This is a genomic window from Dissulfurimicrobium hydrothermale, assembly GCF_022026155.1.
Classification (GTDB): domain Bacteria; phylum Desulfobacterota; class Dissulfuribacteria; order Dissulfuribacterales; family Sh68; genus Dissulfurimicrobium; species Dissulfurimicrobium hydrothermale.
Genome location: NZ_CP085041.1, coordinates 1,665,484 through 1,685,563, shown reverse-complemented (window position 1 = coordinate 1,685,563; position 20,080 = coordinate 1,665,484). Strand labels below are relative to the sequence as shown.

Below are 20,080 nucleotides of genomic sequence, written 5' to 3'. Positions count from 1 at the left end.
CAGATGGAAATCGTTAGAAGATTGGAGCTTGAAGAGATGCGTATGGACATCCCGCCATTCAGGGCTGGAGACACTGTGCGCGTTCATGTGAAGATACAGGAGACTGAGGAAAGGGAGCGTATTCAAATATTTGAGGGCGTGGTTATCAGTAGGAAGGGGAGCGGCCTCAATGAGACATGCACTGTAAGAAAAATCTCCTATGGAGTTGGTGTTGAACGTATATTCCCCATACATTCGCCGCGCATAGAGAAGATAGAGGTCACCTCTAAGGGGCGCCATGGTCGCTCTAAACTCTTTTATCTCAGAAATCTCAAGGGCAAGGCGGCCAAACAGAAGGTCTGTCGGCGATAAGGCCTTTTATCTTTAGTTATGGCTACAAGTCATTCCGGATGTCGCGGGCTATTCTTGAGTGAGGGACTTCGGGGTAGTGGCCTGTCTGTCGCCTGTGATGACCTCAATGATCCCCTTTTTTTTGAGAATTCAATGCAGACCATCGGTCTTGGACCTGTTGCAGGGGTTGACGAGGTGGGGAGGGGTTGCCTTGCAGGGCCGGTGGTGGCTGCAGCAGTTGTATTTCCACGCGGTTCCTTTATACCTGAGGTAAGGGATTCGAAGGTCCTTACGTCGAATGGGCGGATAGCAGTTGAAGGATTTATAAGGAAGGCTGCAAGTGCGATAGCCACTGGCGTAGTCTGGCCTGACGAGATAGATAGGATCAATGTCCTCAGGGCCAGTCTCAAGGCGATGGCTATAGCTGTAGATAGACTGAGGATTAGGCCCGGTGTCCTGCTTATCGACGGGAATCAGCCTATACCTTATCCATTGCCTCAAAAGACAATAGTCAAGGGAGACAGCCGTTCCTTCACCATTGCTGCAGCGTCGATAATTGCAAAGGTCTTAAGGGATACGATCATGGAGAGATTGTCTTCTAAATATCCGCAATATGACTTCGCCAGGCACAAAGGTTATCCAACGAGGGGGCATATTTGCGCTCTAAAACTCTATGGTCCCTGTCCGATGCACCGTAGGACGTTCAAGGGGGTCAGGGAGTTCTTTACAGAAACTGACCATGATCTTTCATGAAGACTGGCTTAAGGCCTGACTCATCGAGGGATGCAGGCATATTGGCAGAGAAGCTTGCTGCGGATTTTTTTATTAAAAAGGGCTATACTGTCCTTGAAAGGAACTATCGCGTCTCCTGTGGAGAGATAGATCTGGTCTTGACCATTGGAGATATTTTGGTATTTGTGGAGGTTAAGGCAAGATGGGGTCGGGGCTGTGGGCTTCCTCAAGAGGCGGTTACACTGCGGAAACAGCGCCAGATTTTAAAGGCGGCTCAACATTACCTCCAGGGACGCGGATGGCTTGACAGGGACGTGCGTTTCGATGTGCTGGCAATCAATTTTTTCAGAGATGGACGGTCTGAGATAGAACATATAATCTGTGCATTTGACGCTGCAGCAATAATAAAGAATTGAAGGCAACGGCCAGGGGTATTTTATGACCACACGAATGAAGCGTGACATAACAGCGATTAAAAATATGCTCCTTGAGATGTCAGGTCTTGTGGAAGAGGCTGTGCGTTCAGCGGTTTTGGCCTGCCAGAAACAAGATGTCGAACTTGCAGACAAGGTCATCGATGCTGACCACGAGATCGACAAGATGGAACTTGACATAGACAATTTCGTCCTCAAGACGTTGGCGCTTCAACAGCCTATGGCTGTTGATTTGAGGTTCCTGACGTCGGCCATGCAGATAGCCGAGCAGTTGGAGCGTGTCGGAGATCATGCGGTCAATATGGCCGAGCAGCTTGTATCCCTGATTCGAAAGTCTGATATTATAGATCTTTCCTCTTCAGCCTTGAAGGACATGGCTAATTCAGCGATCAAGATGCTTGGAAGTAGCATCAACGCCTTTGTCTACAGCGATTCGGGCATGGCCTACGAGGTCCTTAAGAAGGACAAGGAGGTCGATGATCTCTACGCCTTGGTCCTTAAGGAAGAGATCGAATCTATGGGCCTGAATAAAAGCGATATAAGGTCTGGCGTCTATCATATAATCCTTGCGCTTAATATCGAAAGGATCGCGGATCTTGCAACTAATATTGCGGAGGACGTGATTTTTCTCGTGGAGGGGAGGCTTGCCCGTCACGGCGAAGGGCTTCCTTTGTCTGTAGGTGGCGCTAGTGAAGGCGAAGTCGGTCTTTCTGAGGTGGATGCGGTAGGCACTTGTTCGGCCAAGCTGGGCAAGAGGCGCGAGCCGCTCGAATGTCTCGAAAACCATGCGAAGCAGGTTGTGCAGTGTATGGAGCAGGCCGTGGCAGGCGTGACGGCCTATATAAATGACGATGAAGAGCTCTTTAAAAAGGCGATCGCGGATGTGAGCGAGATAGAGCATGCAGCCGACCTGATAAAGCGCAATGTGCGGGCCCATCTGCCAAAAGGCATCATTATGCCCATAGATAAGTTTGAACTGTTTCTATATCTTAATGAACAGGATTCCATCGCCGACACGGCTGAAGACGTCCTTGAATGGTTGACATATAAAAAGATGGAAATCCCTTTGGTCTTGCGGAGTGGCCTCGATGACCTCCTGAATAAATGCCTTGAGGTCACAAAGATGCTTCCACCGATTATAAACGCCGCGCGCACGTTTTTTGAGACAGGTGACGAAGATGTCAGGAAGCATATCAAGGAAAACATATATAAATTGAGGGTTAAAGAGCACGAGGCCGATCTCATGGAACATGGGCTTAAAAAAGAGGTCTTTACACTGGATCTGGACCCTCTGCAGACATTCTATCTCATAAAGCTGGTGGAACTTGTCGGCAAGACGGCTGATCGTGCAGAAAACGCCGCCGACATCATGCGCTCAATGGTGGCAAGATAGGGCCTTGTTGCTGTAAGGCCCTACCGCTTCCCTTGAAATTCGCATCTCTTATCATCTTTACAAGCCTTGCGGATACTTCCCACTTGTTTAATGGGCTTATTATGTAAAGACCATCCGCCCATGGCGCAATTTTTGTTATAAGGGTCTCTGTAAATTCCATGGCCGCCTTTCGCTGGTCGTCGATCTTTTCATAGCTCCACAAGGTTTTTCTGAGATTGGATGGGATGGTGATTCCCGGTATTTCGTTGTGTAGAAAATCGGCGTTTCTGGCTGAGAGCAAGGGAAACACGCCTATAAAGATAGGGGCCCCGAGGTAGGCCACCGCCTCCATCATTGCCTCTGCATCGGCTAGGTCGAATATCGGTTGGGTCATTACAAAACGAGCGCCATTTGCTATCTTTTGTTCCAGCCTCTTTATTTGAAGCCCAGGACTCGATGGTCTGTAGCTGAAGGCTGCGCCGATGGAAAAATTTGTCTTTTTCCGCATAGGGCTGCCAGCCATATTGTAGCCTTGATTGAATTGATTGATAAGCCTTATCAGGCCGATGGAGTTCAGGTCGAAGACCCCATTTGCCCCCGGCTGATCGCTGGATGACGCTGGATCTCCAGTTATGGCGAGAATCGCCTCTATACCGAGGAGATGGGCGCCCATGATTTGGCTCTGCAGTCCAAGGACATTCCTGTCTCTGCAGGTAAGATGTACTACTGTCTGGATACCTGTTTCAGTGCGGATCAGATGCGCCAGAGAGAGGTTGTCGGCCCTTAAGATTGCAAGGGGATGTTCGGCCAGGGTTATGGCGTCCGCGCCGGATTCGGATAAGACCCTCGCCCCGTCAATTGTACCTGCTGCATCGAGGTGTTGAGGCGGATCAAGTTCAACCAGGATTGGTATCCTGCCTGGCTTCAGACTTTCCAACATACCGCCCCGCCCTAGGCCCTTGCGATCTGTTGATCTGCCTTTTTCTCCGCCGTAAATCGCCCGCGGGATAAGGGCCGAGGCATTGCTCTTTTTGAGATGAAGGGCCTTTTTAAACTCATGGATATGGGCGGGCGTTGTGCCGCAGCAGCCTCCTACAAGTCTTGCGCCGAGTTTTATCATCTCGACGATGGATTTTGCTATATATGCTGGCTGGGCGGAATAGACGGTCCGTTGCCCTATGATTTCAGGGAGGCCGGCATTGGGGAATGCGGACAAAGGTATACGATCTTTAAGGGTGGAGAGCCTTTCTATGGCCTGCAGTGTGGCCTTTACGCCCCTGCCGCAGTTAGATCCAAAGATAGAGATGCCTTTTTCGGCTGCGGCCTCGGCACAGTCTATTGCGTCTAGACCACGCGCCGTCTTTCCCTGGGTCGGGAAGACCATCTGGGCCGCGATCGGTATGTCGCTTGAGAGGTCTCTTGCTGCTTCTATGGCGATCAGGAGTTCATCAAGATGGATGAATGTCTCGATAAAAAGGAGATCGACGCCGCCCTCCAGCAGGGCCGCTATCTGTTCGAAAAAGGCCGCCTTCACATCTTCTTTGGTTATATCCTCGTCAAGAGGGAAATCCATGCCGGTAGGGCCCACGGATCCAGCAACATATATCTCCTTTCCGGCGGCCTTTAATGCCAGGGCTGCGGCTGCAAGGTTGACCTCCCTGACGCGGTTTTCATAGCCCTTGTTCGGCCTTAGCTTGAATCTGTTTGCCCCGAATGTATTGGTCTCGATAACCTCGGCACCAGCCCTTATGTAATCTTCATGGACCGAAAATATCAGATTAGGTTCAACTAGGTTTAATATGTCAATATTTTCACCATAATCCACACCCTTTTCATAGAGATATGTACCGATCGCCCCGTCCCCGAGCACAACCCTTTCCCTTATGATCTGCAAAAACGGCGTTTTCATGGGGGCAGTTAAAGAACAGCCTTGTCGTATATCTTTATCTTCGCCCTTGCTTTTAGATTGGCAAGCCAGTCTTGGATAAGTGTCCTTTGTTTGAGGGAGAGTAGTTGCTTGACGATTTCATCTTTTTGTCCTTCAAACCCGTTTGGATCCGCATCTTTTTTATCCTTGAAAGACAAGACGTAAAATCTGTCCCCAGTGTCTATTACATCATCCGGCAGACGTTTATCTCCGTAGAGGGAGAGCCCGACCTTTGCGGCCTGCATTGGCAGTTTTCCGTTCGCTGTGATGTCGGAACGTTTGAAAAAGCCTGTCTCAAGCACCTTGAGGCCCATCTCATTGGCGGCTTGATCAAGGCCGATCTTCTTTGCTGTGTCGAGCAGTTTCACGGCCTTCGCCCTGCAGAGATCCTTGGATTTTTTGTTGATTACAGCCTCCTCTACCCTGTCTTTCACCTCGTCGAGGGGCATGATGTAGGACGTCTTCTTCTCCGCTATCTGTGCTATGACGAACCCTTTTGGGGTTTCTATTATAGAACTGAGCTCACCCTGACCTAGTTTAAACAGTTGACTTGCTGCATCAGATCCAAGCATTAGGCCTTTGGGTTGGGATTTTTCAGAAAAGAGGCCCGTCGCCTCAAGCTTGATATTATGGCGTTTTGCATATTCAGCAAGGCTTCCTAGGCCGACGATCTCATTGTAGGCCTCATTCGCCTTTTTCCATGCAAGGTCTTTTGCCTTTGCAGCCTTTATTTTCTCGGCGATTTTATCTTTTACCTCATCAAATGGCAGTAGCTCCCCTGGCTTTGCCTTGTCTTTGACAAATTCAGCTTTATGTTCTTGATAATAATTTTTTTCTTCATCATCAGTCACACTTATGCCCTTCAAGAGCCCTTCTTGATCGAAAAAAAGATAATTTATATTTATCTGTGGTTCGGTCCTGAAATTTTCTTTGTGTGCATTGTACCATGTAGTCACATCCTGATCGGTCGCCTTGGCCTCGTTTCTACATTCGTTTGCATCCACCATCACATAATTAAGGTCTATCTGTTGGTTTTCATACATGTAATGGTCTCTTGCCTCATCATCTGGAACCATAAGTCCTGCACTCAGCAGGCCGACCACCCGTTCCGCAAGGAGCTCATCCCTTACTTTGTTTTCAAAAGATGCGGGAAGCATCCCCTGGCTCCTCAGCGTCCTTTCATATATAACCTTGTTGAACACGCCGTTTCGTTGGAAGGCCGGTATGGATGCTATAGCCTTTTGAAGCTCTTCATTACTTATCTTGATTCCCATTTTATCAGCTGCTTGGCGCACAAGCGCCTGTTGGATGAGTCCGTCTATGACCTGTTGCTTGATGTTTAGTTTTTCAAGGAGCCCTTCCGGTATCTTTCCCTGGAACATCTGTCTGTATCGATTGACGGCGTCGGAATAGGCGCTGCGGTATTCATCGACGGTTATCTTTTCACCGTTCACCTGCGCCACTGTCTGCAACCTTTGGGAGCGGAAATTCCCAATCCCCCAAAAGACAAATACGAGGACTATGGCCCCAAGGATGAATTTCAAAATCCAGGAGCTGGCATTGCGTCTGATAAGATCTAGCATAGAAAAGATTTCCTTTCGTTATTTGATAGCCGGTCCAGATCAAGCGCCTTGTCTCTAGAGATTTCTATGAACAATACGCCTCTGCCGCGCTTGGCATATCGCGAAAATATATTTTCCACCTCGGTTTTGTGCCTTTCATACCATCTTTCATAATTGGGCGCCATATCATCATCTCGTCGTATCATTTTTCGCCAGAGTCCAAGCGGTCCTGTGCCTTCGGCTGTGCAGAGACATATATCGCCCTTTTTTAAGAGGGACATGATGCGTTTATTTTCATTATCGTTCCTTCCGAGTATCAGCCATGATCCATCGGGAAACAGGAATCGTCTGCCTATTATGGCAAGAAATACGTCGTCAGGTCCGAATGAAGGCTGGATCTCTATGAATCTTTTGATGCTTTTGGATAGAATTGGGTCTGTAAGTACACAGCCACCGCCGGGTTGCGGATAGTCAGTTATGCCGAATTCTTCGGCAAGTGCGATCTGGGGCTTCCTGCTGCGTCCACTTATCCCCAAGAGCCTCGATCGATCCACAAGGCCCGCTTTTTCCATGGGGGTCGGCGGGAGATTTAGGGCCGAGAGAGGCCTTAATATCAATCCTTTGGCCCCTGCCTCTTTCTCTATGAGGTTGATCGTATCCCTGCGTTGGGAAAATGGCCTTTGGCCGACAACCTCTCCTGTTGCTATGAAGGTTGCACCGAGGCTGTCGAGCCTTGCAATGGCCTGCTTGACCATGAATATCTTGCAATCGATGCATGGGTTGAGGTATCTACCATATCCATATCTCGGCGATCTCAATATCTCTAGATAATCCCTTGAGACATCTATAATCTCGAGGTCTATCCCATATTTTTCAAGGGCCTCCAGCCTTGCTTCATCCTCGCGGTTTTTGAATTCATGCCCGAAAAACGGACTTATGAACCTTAGGGCCTTGACGGTGAGGCCCTGTCTCTCAAGTATTTTATATGCAATGATACTGTCAAGACCGCCTGAATAGAGCAACAGGCAGATTGTCTCAAGACGAGAGGAGTTCTTTCGCATATCTTTTGGCCGTGGCCTGATCCCCGCCGAGCATCCTTGCAATTTCATCCATGCGTTCGCTAGCTGTGAGATTTTTTATTTTGGTCAATGTCTTGCCTTCTTCAACGGTCTTGGTTACCACTACATGGTGATCGGCGAGCACAGCTATCTGCGGGAAGTGTGTTACCGCAATAACCTGCCCCCGATCGGCAAGGGCCTTGAGTTTCTGGCCGACGCAGCCAGCGGTCTCGCCACCGAGTCCAGCGTCTATTTCGTCAAATATTATCGTCTCGATCCCGAATTTTTCGGCAAGGGCGGCCCTTAATGCAAGCGTTACACGGGAAAGCTCACCGCCGGAGGCTATCTCCTCAATCGGACGAGGTGGCTCTCCTATATTGGGACTGAATATAAACCTTACCTCATCCAGGCCATTTGGGCTGACATCTTCAGCCTTAGGATGTTCAGGACCTGTTACTTCGGCTAAAAAGGCCGATCTCGAAAAATTTAATTCCTTAAGGCCTGCCTCGACTGCGCGAGACAGCCTCATCGCCGCCTCTTTTCTCTTTTTTGAGAGTCTCAACGCCGAGGCCAGCAGTTCGTTTTCTTTTTTTGAGATTTCTTTTTCGAGGTCTTCAATGGTCCCGTCAAGATTTTTTGTCTCATCAAGCCTCTTTTCGATCTTTGTTTTATAAGAGAGGACGTCCGAAAGTTCAGGGCCGAAACGCCTCTTAAGTTCCCTTAGTCTGTGTATACGCTCCTCCACCTCGTCTAGTCGTGAGATGTCAGAAGGCAGGTCTTTGAGGTAGTCTCTGAGGAAAAAGGCCGTCTCTTCAGCCTGATAGATAACCGATGCAAATTCCTGGTCCGCCTTTTTAACCCTTTGGTCAACGGCGCTCATGCGCTCAAGGGCTGCCTTGCATCTAGCGAGCCCTTCAAGAAGGGAGCCCTTTTGGATATATAATTCATTATAGCACGATTCACCAATTGCTTTTAGATTTGCAGCCTCTTTCAATACCTTCAATTCCTGATCCAATGTCTCATCTTCTCCATGTACAGGCGCAACCGACGCGATCTCCTGTAACTCTCTTTCAAGTCTCGATACAGTCTCTTCGGTAGCCTTCTTTTCTTTCAATGCCATGTCAAAGGCCTTTTTGGCAGAGAGTAGCGCTTGATGCAGGTTTGAAACCTCTGAAACATATGGCTCTAGGTCCCCAAAGCGATCCAGCCACACGCAGTGGTTTGCTGTGCTTAAAAGTCCTTGGAATTCATGTTGACCCCCAAGGCTTGCGATCGGGGCCGCAATCTCTCTCAGGGTCTGGAGGTTGACCATTGCACCGTTGATATAATTTTTTGTCCGTCCATTTATTGTCAGGTTCCTACGGATTATTATGACGTCGTCTTCTGGTATCCCGTATCTATCAAGAATTACCCCATATCCCTTAGGGGTCTCGAAGACGGCCTGGATAACGGCCTGTTCTTCGCCGGTGCGTATATGTTGCGGGGCTGCCTTTGCCCCCAAGATTATCTTTAAGGCCTGAATGAGCAGCGACTTGCCGGCGCCGGTTTCTCCAGTCACTACTGTGAGGCCTGGGGCGAAGGAAAGGTGCAGATGTTTTATAAGTACGAAATTCTCTAGACTAATCTCAAGTAGCATGATTAATTTATTAACTTAACCTATGATGACGTTCAAGTATATCTTGTTTCAGGGCTGAAAGGAGTTGGGATTAACAGATGTTTTTTATAGAGCAGATGGCCGAGAAGAGGATAAGGGAGGCCATGGAGCGGGGTGACTTCGACAATATAAAAGGCAAGGGCAGGCCGCTTGTCTATGAAGACGATTCATTTGTCCCGCCTGATCTCCGGATGGCCTACAAGATTTTAAAAAATGCCGGTTTCCTTCCGCCTGAACTTCAGGAAGGCAAGGAGATTAGGACGGCCATTGACCTCCTCAATGGGCTTACCGACGAGGAGGAGCGCTATAGGCAGGTAAGGAAATTAAATATCATGATAACAAAGATAAACCTTGCAAGAAAAAGACCGGTAAATCTTGAAGTGAACCAGCTCTATTACAGAAAAGTGGCTGAAAAGGTCCGTGTTTATAAAAATACGAAAGGTGCTGGTTAGTCAGTATCCGGACTCAATGCTACCATGCCGAGGGGTGGTATAGTTATCTCGACGGAATAATTCTTTCCATGGGCAGGGATGGGGTGTGCCGTAATGTGGCCTGGATTCCCTTGGCCGCTTCCCCAATAAGTCTCCCTGTCACTGTTGATTGTCTCTCTCCAATGACCGCCACATGGTACGCCGATGACATAATTATGTCTCGGGACCGGCGTGAAGTTGAATACGCAGGCTATCATATCGCCATTCCGTGCCCTGCGGATAAACGAGACGATGCTTTGGTTGCTGTCGTTGCAGTCTATCCATTCAAACCCTGCCGGTTCAAAGTCAAGGTCATAAATCGCCGGTGTGGTTTTTAAAAACCAGTTTAAATCCATCACCCATTTTCTAAGCCCTTTGTGAGGCGGATACTGAAGTAGATGCCAGTCAAGGCTTGTTTCAAAGTTCCACTCGGCCCATTGTCCGAATTCGTTCCCCATAAAGAGGAGTTTTTTCCCTGGATGCATGTACATATAGCCATATAGGAGCCTTAGATTCGCAAATTTCTGCCACTCGTCGCCCGGCATCTTGCCGATCATTGAGCCCTTGCCATGTACGACCTCATCGTGCGAGAAGGGTAGGATGAAGTTTTCGTGAAAGGCATAGAGCAGGCTGAATGTGAGGTTGTTGTGGTGATATTTCCTGTGGATCGGGTCTTTTGACATATAAAGCAGCATGTCGTGCATCCAACCCATGTTCCACTTAAAACCAAATCCCAGGCCGCCGAGATAGGTAGGTCTTGAGACCATGGGCCATGCCGTCGATTCCTCTGCAATGGTCATGGTATCCGGGTGTTCCTTGTAGATAGTCTCATTAAGATGGCGCAGAAACGCGATGGCCTCCAGATTTTCCCTTCCGCCGTAGATATTCGGCACCCATTCACCTTCATTCCTTGAATAGTCGAGGTAGAGCATTGAGGCCACTGCATCCACCCTCAGGCCGTCTATGTGGTATACCTCAAGCCAGAAAAGGGCGTTGGCAAGGAGGAAATTGGCCACCTCGTGTCTTCCGTAGTTAAATATATATGTGCCCCAATCTTTGTGTTCCCTCTTTCTCGGGTCTTCATGTTCATAGAGGTGGGTGCCGTCAAAAAAGCAAAGCCCGTGGGCATCTGTTGGGAAATGGGCCGGGACCCAGTCGAGAATGACGCCGATATCGTTTTGATGGAGATGGTCAACCAGGTACATGAAGTCCTGCGGTGTGCCGAAACGGCTGGTAGCAGCAAAGTAGCCGATTGTCTGATAACCCCAGGAGGCGTCAAGCGGGTGCTCGGTCACAGGCAAGAATTCTATATGGGTAAAATTCATTTCCTTGGCATATAAAGCGAGTTTTGGCGCTATCTCTCTATAGGTAAGCCATCTGTTGCCCTCTTCTGGCACGCGCATCCATGATCCGAGGTGCACCTCATAGATACTGATCGGGCTGTTTAGATTGTTTTTGCCCCGTCTCGTCGCCATCCATTCGCCGTCGCTCCAACTATAGTTTGAGATATCCCAGACGACAGAGGCCGTATTGGGCCTTATCTCAAAAAAAAAGCCATACGGGTCGGCCTTTTGTACCTTGTAGCCGTTGTATCTCGAGGTTATTGCATATTTATAAAGATAACCGTGACCTACCCCGGTTATGAATCCTTCCCATATGCCGGAATCCCCACGGCAGGCGAGAGGGTTTTTTGTCTCATCCCAGTTGTTGAAATCTCCTATCACGGATACACTCTCGGCATTTGGTGCCCATACGGCGAACCATGTCCCGTTTCTTCCGTTTGATTTACAGGGATGGGCACCCAGCTTCGTCCAGGCTCGAAGGTGTGTCCCTTCCATGAGGAGATGGAGGTCGTAGTCGGTCAACAGAGTCTTTTGTTCTTCATGCATATTGATTGTTGCTCCACTTTAAATTTTAATGCACTTGATCAATGAGTTGCGCATTTATTAGTTTTGGACGGCCAGCGATGGTGAACCCTTGGATTTCCATAATAACAATTTCAAGTCGAGGATAGCAATATGTCAGAAAAGATACGTAAAAAACCATTTCCATCAGCGCAGGAAGACTTAAAGGCCGCTGAACTCTTCGTGGAATCTCCACAGACCCTGTCACCATCGTACAGGCTTGCCTATATGGATAGGGATTTCCTCGTTCGGGACGAACTGAGACCGATCCGTCTCCAGCTTGAGCTCATGAAACCCGAGATCATGTTTGAGGAACATGGCATTGAGGCGACGGTTGTGGTCTTCGGCAGTACAAGGATACCTGATCCGGCAATTGCAAAAAAGGTCATGGATGAGGCATTTAAGGAGGTAGAGAAAGATCCGCAGGATCCAGCCGCAGCCCAGAAGTTGAAGATAGCGGCAAGGCTTGTGGAAAAATCTTCCTACTATGAGGAGGCGCGTCGGCTTGCCGGCATAATTTCCGAACATTGTAACAACAATGAGATGTGTAAGATATTTGTGATAACCGGTGGCGGACCTGGGATCATGGAGGCTGCAAACCGCGGTGCATTTGAAAAAAATGCAAAAAGCATAGGGTTGAATATCGTGCTGCCGCATGAGCAGAGGCCTAACAACTATATTACGCCCGAGCTGTGTTTTCAGTTCCACTACTTTGCCATAAGAAAGATGCATTTTCTCATGCGCGCACGGGCCCTTGTGGCATTTCCGGGTGGATTTGGTACTATGGATGAGCTCTTTGAGACCTTGACCCTCATCCAGACCAAAAAGATAAAACCCATTCCGGTGTTGCTCTTTGGCAAGGAATTTTGGGAAAAGGCCGTAGGATTTGATTTTTTAGTGGAAGAAGGGGTTATTTCATCAGAGGATTTGAATATCTTCCAATATGTAGAGACAGCCGAGGAGGCCTGGGAAATAATCAAAAATGCGCTTATTTTTTGATTGATCTACAATTTATGTACCATTAACAATTATGAAATAATTTTTTGCTGCATTTCACTGGACATGGATTGTTATGCCGTCATATACAACGCTGTTGTCGAGAAAACCATTTTTATTTGAATCGAATCCCATATAAAGGATATAGTCGCCTGGAGGGAGGTCGCCTTTATATAGCGAAAATATGCCGTTGGCTGTTGTATAGCCAAATGGAGTAACTTGACTTAGATCGTTAGGCAAAGGAATCCACTGTGCCTGGCTATTGAGGTATGACCAGTTTATCCCGAGTTGTGGGGCATATAAAATAAGAAATAGTTCATCTCCTGGCATGCTGTTTTTTATTTCATACTCTAAATTGACAGGATTAGTAAGGGTTACTTCATTTTTATCATTACGTTGAGCATGTGCATTTATGATAAGTGATGGTTTACCCATTATAAAATTTCCAAAGGCTATAGGTTGTTTTCCAACTTGGATAGTAGTAGAAACTATATTTGTGGCCAGTGGTATGACAGATATGCTGTTATCGCCATTATTAACTACGTAGGCAGTTGAACCATCAGGTGTAAAGGCTATACCAACTGGTCCACTTCCTACTGGGATTATATAAAAGACTGTATCTGTAATTGTATCGATAGCCGAAACTGTATTATCTGCATTATTTGTTACATAGACTTTATAACCATCTGGCGTAACTGCTAAACCATAAGGTATATTACCTACTGGTATAGTTGCTGAAACCATGTTTGAATTTATATCAATTACTGATACACTTGCACTTCCACTATTAGCTACATAAGCCTTTGTTCCATCTGGTGATATTACTATACCATGAGGTCCGTTGCCTACTGATATTGTTTTAATGACATTATTAGTAGTTGTATCTATTACTGAAACTGTATTGGCCATATTATTTGTTACATAAACTTTTGATCCATCAGGAGTAATTGCGGCGCCCCATGGTCCATAATCTACGGTGATTTTTTTAATAACTGAATTTGTTGATGTATCTATAACCGATACATCGCTTGCATTAATATCAGAATCATCGTGATTTACTACATATACTTTTGCATTATCTGGGGTTACAACTATTCCCATCGGTTCATTGCCTACTTTAATATTGGCAATAACTTTATTTTGTGCTATGTCTATGACAGAAACTGTATTATCAAGATTGTTTGTTACATATGCTCTTGATCCATCTGATGTGATAGCTATGCCAAAAGGCCATCTGCCAACCCCTATCTCACTTATAACTGTATTAGTTGTAGTATCTATGACATAGACTGAATCTTGATCGAAATTTGTTATATAGGCCAATGGACCGGCGTAGGCCACTCCGTTTAAGATGGCATAAATGAAAAGAGTCAGGTAAAAATTGCCCATCACTAGGCAAGATATACTCTTTTTAATCATGATATTTTTCTCCCAAAGGCACTGTCAAGATTTTTGTTTGAAATTGCAGCGCTGAATCTTTTGAGGTTAGGAAAGATTTTTACGCATCCTTCCTCTCAAATTTAATTCCCAATGTAATTCCATTTTTATATAAATGCAAGAATTCGGTAACAGACGGATTCTTCGGTTACCATCTCCTGGCCTGGGTTTCATTCTTTATTCAATCTCTCGGCCATATTGGCAATCTTTTTGGTTGAAGCGAAAATACCGGATTGAAAACCAAGTCAATCTTGTAACTTGGGCTGTAATCCAACCAATCAAATATCAAGGCGGAGCATTTCAAAAATCCTTTGCAAGAGAAGGCGCTTTTTTGCCCTATTCACAAGGGCAGGTTACTTGGCCTGCCCTTGTACGCTAAAAATTTAGTTTTCTAGATAAATTATGTTATATTGATAAATATTATTTTAAAAAACTACTTCTAATTGATAGCACTTAGCGATATCTTAATTATGCAACAGTATTTACAGTGGCGCCAGTAGTGGCATTAAAAGTAGAAGAAGAGTTTGTAATTGCGGCTGTGGTGCTTACAGTAGTATTGATTCCCCCGCCATGATGATGGCCATGATGATGACCTTGCATAGCCTGTTGCAGATTGCTGAATGCCTGCTGAGCTCCGCTCAGATCGCCTGACTGAAGGGCCTGCCAAGTTGCTGAAAGTCGGTGCGCCATTGCTTGTAATTGCTAGTTGTGTTTGTCAAGGTTGCTGGTTGAAGTGAAGTAATGCTGGAAATTTGCATGGTAAAGTGCCTCCTTATAATTTTTTTATAAAAGCAAAAAAACATACTTAATTTGATTTGCAAAAATAAAAATCATCCCTGTTAAAAGAATGAAAGCAGAATCTTTATATGGGCCGATGGGCCGATATAGGTCGCTTGAAATGACGCGTCATTCTACTTTTTAATATAGCAACGAATTTTTGTCTTTGCTCAGGGGTTAAGATGCTATAGAATTTTTCAAAATTCTCCGCCCTTATCTGGGCAAGAGTCTTAGTGTTATCCACTGCTGTGGATATAAAGACGGCCTTGTCAAAAATTGGAGATTTAGTGGCTTCCAGCATAGGATTTTTCAGATTTTTTCTGGCATTTCTGAATGCCTCAAAACCTTCTTTCTTTATAGCCCTTATCTTTTCCACCTGGGCATTAGAGAGATTTAGTTCTTTTTGAAGTTTTTGTATCCTCGCTTCAATCATCTGTTTTCTGTGTTTTTCACATCCTATGCAGCTTATCATCTGACCCATATGTTTATCCTGTAGTTGGTCTGCATAAGAAGAAGACGGAATAATTAAGATAGTTAAGATAGTGCAAATTATTTTTAGCTTTTTCATAAATAAACTCCCTTCGAAGTTATTTTCTAAGTTAGAGATAAGATTAAACTCCAATTCAGATTGGATAATGAGCAGGATACATAATCCTTATCTTCACCTCCTTTTTTAAAGATTATCTTGATTTTTGGAAAAAAGATACGAAACAAAAAAGGAAAAAATATGAAAGGAATAAGGAAATTTTTCTTTGGGGTTCAAATTTTATTTTTTTTCTTGTAATTTTTTATGGTAGCAATGGAATCAATTTGCGCATCATGTCCGGCCAAATGGAGGCGACGTGAATTTAAGCATTACCCAACGGATTTTCTTGGCAATTCTTACTGCTAGTTGTATTGTGGTTATCTGTATGCTCTTGATCATGCAATGGAGTGTCGGCCATGGATTTTTGGGCTATGTCAACAGGCTTGAAGAAGATAGGCTTGAAGATCTTGCCGAGAAACTTGGAAGCGCATATGCCGAACACCACAACTGGAATTTCCTGCGTGATGACCCGGAAAAGATGTATCAATTCATAGCAGAGACCATGTATGAGATCGCTCCTCAGGTCAGCCGCTTGCCTGCGCCAGAGTCAGGTGACAAATGGGCGAATCAAAGACCGTTAGGGTCGTTTGGATTAAGATATAAGTGTTATCATCTGGGAAAGCGCATCTTTTTGCTTGACTCTAAGCATAGACCGATATTCGGAACCGGGACTGCTTCCGAAATCAACAACTTTAAAACAATTACCTATGAAGGCCGCGTAGTCGGCTATGTGGGGTTTAGGCCGCGCAAATATCTCTCGGACGTGCACCAGCTCCACTTTTTGAAACAACAGAAACTGATCCTAATTATTACGGCTTGCATAATGCTAGTAGTGGCCGTAGGGCTGTCTCTGCCTCTTGCGCGCCATCTTGTCAGGCCGCTTAAAAATCTGGCCGATGCCACATATCTTCTCGCTTCAGGGCGGTATGATATCCGCGTTCCCGACAACTCCACTGACGAGCTGGGACAACTTTCCAAGGATTTCAATTTGATGGCTGAGACGCTCAAAAAGAATGAGCAGGCGCGCCGCCAGTTTGTGGCCGACATTTCCCACGAATTACGTACGCCTCTCGCTGTGCTGCGGGGAGAGATCGAAGCGCTTCAGGATGGTGTCAGGCAGCCGACTGTAGAGGCGATAGGCTCTCTCCATTCTGAGGTAATACGTCTTGGCAGACTGGTGGATGATCTCTACCAGTTGGCATTGTCCGATGTCGGCGCGTTGGTTTACAAGAAGACAAAGATAGATCTATCTAAGGTCCTTGTCGAGGCGGTGGACAGGGTGAGGCCTGAGATAATAAAGAAATCTATAGCCATGACTGTCAACCTGCCTAGGAGTAAAATGTGGCTTGTCGCCGATCATGAGCGACTTAGTCAGCTATTTGATAACGTGTTGGAGAATGCGAAGAGATACACCGATCCGGGCGGCCAGGTCAAAATCAATCTGGGGCACGGGCACGGATGGGCGATAGTCGATATCATGGACAGCATACCAGGTGTGCCGGCCTCTGAAATAGGGAAGCTGTTCGACCGACTTTATCGTGTCGAGAGTTCCCGCAGCAGGGCTTCAGGAGGGGCAGGTCTGGGATTAGCGATATGTAAGAAGATTGTCGAGGATCACGGTGGGAGAATAGAGGCCCACCCATCGCCTCTCGGTGGTCTGTGGATCAAGATCTTGCTGCCTTTGACCGGTTATCCGGGTGAAGACAGGGAACAAGATCAATGAACAATAAGATATTGATTGTCGAAGATGAATCGAAGATTGCGAGCCTGCTGAGCGACTATTTGAAACGGGCGGGATTTGAGCCTTCTTGCCTGGATAACGGCCTGGATGTTGTCCCATGGGTGCGCCAGAACGCCCCGGCCCTGATCCTTCTTGACGTGATGCTTCCAGGTCGTGACGGCATGGAGGTCTGTAAGGACATACGTTCATTTTCAGGCGTGCCGATCATCATGGTAACGGCCCGTATTGAAGAGATTGATCGGCTGCTCGGGCTAGAGCTTGGAGCGGACGATTACGTCTGTAAACCATTTAGCCCGCGTGAAGTTGTGGCAAGGGTAAAGGCCGTTTTGCGGCGTGCATCTGGTGGACAGCCAGCGGCTGCGCAAGGGCTTGTACTTGATGAGATCCGTTATCGGGCGACTTTTAATGGGCATGACCTGAAGCTTACCGCCGTAGAATTTAAACTGCTCAGCATCCTGGCTGCCCATCCAGGCCGTATTTTCAGTCGCACCCAACTTATGAATTACATATACGACGACCAGCGCATTGTCGGTGATCGCACCATTGACAGTCATATCAAAAAGCTGCGCAAAAAAATCAAATCGGTTGCCCCTGATGCTGATTTTATCCATTCGCTTTACGGTGTTGGATATAAGTTCGATTAGCAAAAGAGGGGATTTGATTCATCCTTAACCTATTGATTTATCGGTCTTTTGGTTGGGCTATATCCTTGCAAAATCTGTTTCGAGGTTATCGATAATCATCTATTGAGGTTCGGGCGATGATCATCTATTCCTCTTGACATATTATTGATCTTTAAGTTATAGTTACACAAAATTTAAAAAAGTGTTACATAAATACGTTTCGGGTTTTTGCGAAGATTTTTTAGGGGAGATTTTTGGGGATGGAGAGGGTGAAGATACTGGCGCATATCTTTTTGGGGATGTTTTTTTTGGCATCAGGCGGCATGGCGGGTATTGCCCTTGGAGAAGGGTCTGATGACGCCATTTCCCTGGAGGATGTCCTGGTCACGGCCACAAGGACGGAGCAGTCCCTGTCATCGGCGCCCGGTTCGGCCTATGTGGTGACAAAGGATGAGATGTCAAAAAGGGATATCCAGTCTATTGATCAGGCCGTCAACACCCTTCCGGGCGTGTATTCCAGCCGCGGAAAGGGGATGCTGGATTCCATCGCTGCGGTCTCCATGCGCGGTATATCCGGTCAGCAGAGAAACCTCGTCATGTTGAACGGCGTCATCTTGAATGACGCCTACTCAGGCGGCGTCCCATGGGGCGCCTATTCGCCTGAAGACATAGACAGGATAGAGGTGGTTGAAGGGCCGTTTTCAAGCCTCTACGGGGGCTATGCAATGGGCGGCGTCATCAATCTCATCACGAAGTTGCCGCAAAAGAGGGAGTTCAAACTAAAGACGGGCTATGGCTCAAGCTGGGACAGGGGCAATGCCCTCGATGACCTCCGGACGGATTATGTCTCTTATGGAGACAGATATAAAGACCGGTTCAGCCTCTTTCTGAGCTATGGCTTCAAGACCACCGAGGGCTATCCGGCAGGCCTTGATCTTCAGGGCTCGAGACCTCCGGCGGGCGTTACGGGTTACAGGTCTTCAAAGACGCCGAAGGGTGAGCCGAGGTATCTGATCGGAGATACCGGCGACAACAGGTGGTGGAACGACTCTCTTACGCTGAGAGGGGGCTATGACATCTCTCAGGACTCGGCAATCGAGTTTATGTTCATGAGGGCGAGATACGAATATAATTACGACTATCCGCATACATATCTGAGGGATGGCAAGGGCGATCCTGTGTGGTCCTATGGCAAGGTAAGGGAGGCATCCTATCTTTCAGGTCCGGGTGGAAAGGAACAGGATATCTATAACATCTCATACAAGACAAGGTTCGGAAGCCTTCAGACAAAACTGAACCTTGGGATCTCTGAACTGGATGATTCATGGTACACCATGGCCGATTCGTCATCTGCAACGAGATTTGGCGGTCCTGGCAAGGTATCAAACACACCGTCCAAAAATTACAGCGGTGACCTCCAGTTTACCCTGCCGGTCATGGACAGTCATATACTCACCTTCGGCTCATCCTTCAGACAGGGGCAGGCAGATACTAAAGAACATAAATTGCCTAATTGGCAGGTGGAAGACGAAAAGGGGGCTATTTCATATCAGTCGAAGGGAAAGGATCGGATATTCGCGCTGTTTGTGCAGGATGAATACATTATACTTGACAACTTGACCCTCTTTATCGGAGCAAGGCAGGACTGGTGGAAGACATACGATGGATATATAAATCAGATTGGTTCAAAGGGCTATCCAATAGATTGCAGCTCAAATACTGACTCTGCATTCAGTCCAAAACTTGCCATTGTATATAATCCGTTCAAAGAAATGACATTGAAGACATCTGTAGGGCAGGCATTCAGGCCACCTACTGTCTATGAGTTATACAGGACATGGACAGCAGTATCAGGTATAACTTATGCAGGAAATCCAAATCTAAAGCCTGAAAAGACCACATCATGGGATGCAGGGATTGAACAGGGGCTTTGGAAAGGGGCAAAGATAAAGGCTGTCTATTTTGAAAATTATCTGAAAGACGTTATCTACAGAAAGATAGTAACGGATAAATATCAGGAACTTATAAATGCAGGAAGGGCGGAGTCAAAAGGCATAGAGCTTGAGCTGGAACAGAAGCTGTATAATTCATTAAAACTGTTCGCAAATTTTACATATATAGATGCGAAGATAAAAGAAAATGCAGCAAAACCATCAACAGAGGGTAAGAGGATGATGGATGTGCCGGAAAAGATGTTTAACCTGGGCTGTGAATATACAGAAGGAAGGATTATGACATCTGTTATCGGAAGATATGTCGGCAAGAGATACGGCGATGATGAAAACAGAGACAGATTAAACGGGGTTTATACATCTTATGACCCATATTTTGTGGTTGATACAAAGATATCCTATAATTTGACGAATTATTCAAAGTTGTCTTTTTCAATCGATAATTTATTTGATAGAGATTATTACTCATACTACAAGACGCCTGGAAGACAGTGGTTCGGCGAGCTGGAGATAAAATTTTAGGCC

16 protein-coding genes are annotated in these 20,080 nt (G+C 46.5%); 9 read left to right on the top strand and 7 right to left on the bottom strand.

The window, feature by feature from the left end:
- The first annotated feature begins 3 nt into the window (after positions 1-3).
- The 4 genes from rplS (at position 4) to phoU (ending at position 2,889) form a co-directional block, all read left to right on the top strand.
- On the top strand, positions 4-351 hold the full coding sequence (gene rplS / locus LGS26_RS08040) for a 50S ribosomal protein L19 (RefSeq protein ID WP_237888366.1): 348 nt from the start codon (positions 4-6) through the stop codon (positions 349-351).
- A gap of 132 nt (positions 352-483) precedes the next feature.
- Complete coding sequence (locus LGS26_RS08035) at positions 484-1,083, top strand: ribonuclease HII (protein ID WP_237888365.1); 600 nt, start codon at positions 484-486, stop codon at positions 1,081-1,083.
- Entirely contained in the window at positions 1,080-1,478 is a 399-nt protein-coding gene (locus LGS26_RS08030; protein WP_237888364.1) for a YraN family protein, read from the top strand. Before LGS26_RS08035 ends, LGS26_RS08030 begins: the two co-directional genes overlap by 4 nt.
- A 22-nt stretch (positions 1,479-1,500) precedes the next feature.
- A complete protein-coding gene (gene phoU, locus LGS26_RS08025) occupies positions 1,501-2,889 on the top strand; it encodes a phosphate signaling complex protein PhoU (RefSeq protein ID WP_237888363.1) in 1,389 nt (462 codons plus the stop codon).
- On the opposite strand, the gene LGS26_RS08020 is transcribed toward phoU, so the two are convergent.
- From LGS26_RS08020 to recN, 4 genes are read right to left on the bottom strand one after another with little or no spacing between them, the layout of a single operon-like run.
- Positions 2,864-4,777, bottom strand: a complete 1,914-nt coding sequence (locus tag LGS26_RS08020) for a bifunctional homocysteine S-methyltransferase/methylenetetrahydrofolate reductase (protein WP_237888362.1) — start codon at positions 4,775-4,777, stop codon at positions 2,864-2,866. The two genes, phoU and LGS26_RS08020, sit on opposite strands and share 26 nt — an antisense overlap.
- 8 nt (positions 4,778-4,785) lie before the next feature.
- Positions 4,786-6,378, bottom strand: coding sequence for a peptidylprolyl isomerase (locus LGS26_RS08015; protein WP_237888361.1), 1,593 nt, complete (start codon positions 6,376-6,378; stop codon positions 4,786-4,788).
- Positions 6,372-7,418 carry a thiamine biosynthesis protein gene (locus LGS26_RS08010; RefSeq protein WP_237888360.1) on the bottom strand — a complete coding sequence of 349 codons (1,047 nt, stop codon included), beginning with the start codon at positions 7,416-7,418 and terminating at the stop codon, positions 6,372-6,374. Before LGS26_RS08010 ends, LGS26_RS08015 begins: the two co-directional genes overlap by 7 nt.
- Positions 7,393-9,051: a DNA repair protein RecN gene (gene recN / locus LGS26_RS08005; protein ID WP_237888359.1), complete on the bottom strand. Its 1,659-nt coding sequence runs from the start codon at positions 9,049-9,051 to the stop codon at positions 7,393-7,395. The genes LGS26_RS08010 and recN overlap by 26 nt, the downstream gene beginning before the upstream one ends.
- Positions 9,052-9,128: 77 nt before the next feature.
- Between recN and LGS26_RS08000 the strand changes: the two genes are divergently transcribed.
- On the top strand, positions 9,129-9,521 hold the full coding sequence (locus LGS26_RS08000) for a DnaJ family domain-containing protein (RefSeq protein ID WP_237888358.1): 393 nt from the start codon (positions 9,129-9,131) through the stop codon (positions 9,519-9,521).
- On the opposite strand, the gene glgB is transcribed toward LGS26_RS08000, so the two are convergent.
- Positions 9,518-11,428, bottom strand: a complete 1,911-nt coding sequence (glgB, locus tag LGS26_RS07995) for a 1,4-alpha-glucan branching protein GlgB (protein WP_237888357.1) — start codon at positions 11,426-11,428, stop codon at positions 9,518-9,520. The genes LGS26_RS08000 and glgB overlap by 4 nt on opposite strands.
- Positions 11,429-11,557: 129 nt before the next feature.
- Between glgB and LGS26_RS07990 the strand changes: the two genes are divergently transcribed.
- Positions 11,558-12,442 carry an LOG family protein gene (locus LGS26_RS07990; protein WP_237888356.1) on the top strand — a complete coding sequence of 295 codons (885 nt, stop codon included), beginning with the start codon at positions 11,558-11,560 and terminating at the stop codon, positions 12,440-12,442.
- Positions 12,443-12,496: 54 nt separating this feature from the next.
- On the opposite strand, the gene LGS26_RS07985 is transcribed toward LGS26_RS07990, so the two are convergent.
- Both LGS26_RS07985 and LGS26_RS07980 read right to left on the bottom strand, forming a co-directional pair.
- Positions 12,497-13,858 (bottom strand): YVTN family beta-propeller repeat protein, encoded by a 1,362-nt coding sequence (locus LGS26_RS07985; protein ID WP_237888355.1) that lies wholly within the window; start codon positions 13,856-13,858, stop codon positions 12,497-12,499.
- Between the two features lie 880 nt (positions 13,859-14,738).
- Entirely contained in the window at positions 14,739-15,221 is a 483-nt protein-coding gene (locus LGS26_RS07980; protein ID WP_237888354.1) for a Spy/CpxP family protein refolding chaperone, read from the bottom strand.
- A 343-nt stretch (positions 15,222-15,564) separates the two neighbouring features.
- On the opposite strand from LGS26_RS07980, the gene LGS26_RS07975 reads away from it, so the two are divergent.
- The 3 genes from LGS26_RS07975 to LGS26_RS07965 all read left to right on the top strand — a co-directional run bounded on the left by LGS26_RS07975 (position 15,565) and on the right by LGS26_RS07965 (position 20,077).
- The gene (locus LGS26_RS07975; protein ID WP_237888353.1) at positions 15,565-16,962 is read left to right on the top strand and encodes an ATP-binding protein; all 1,398 of its coding nucleotides are present in this window, start codon (positions 15,565-15,567) and stop codon (positions 16,960-16,962) included.
- A complete protein-coding gene (locus LGS26_RS07970; protein ID WP_237888352.1) occupies positions 16,959-17,624 on the top strand; it encodes a response regulator in 666 nt (221 codons plus the stop codon). Before LGS26_RS07975 ends, LGS26_RS07970 begins: the two co-directional genes overlap by 4 nt.
- Positions 17,625-17,863: 239 nt before the next feature.
- Positions 17,864-20,077 carry a TonB-dependent receptor gene (locus tag LGS26_RS07965; RefSeq protein ID WP_237888351.1) on the top strand — a complete coding sequence of 738 codons (2,214 nt, stop codon included), beginning with the start codon at positions 17,864-17,866 and terminating at the stop codon, positions 20,075-20,077.
- The last annotated feature ends 3 nt before the right edge of the window (positions 20,078-20,080 follow it).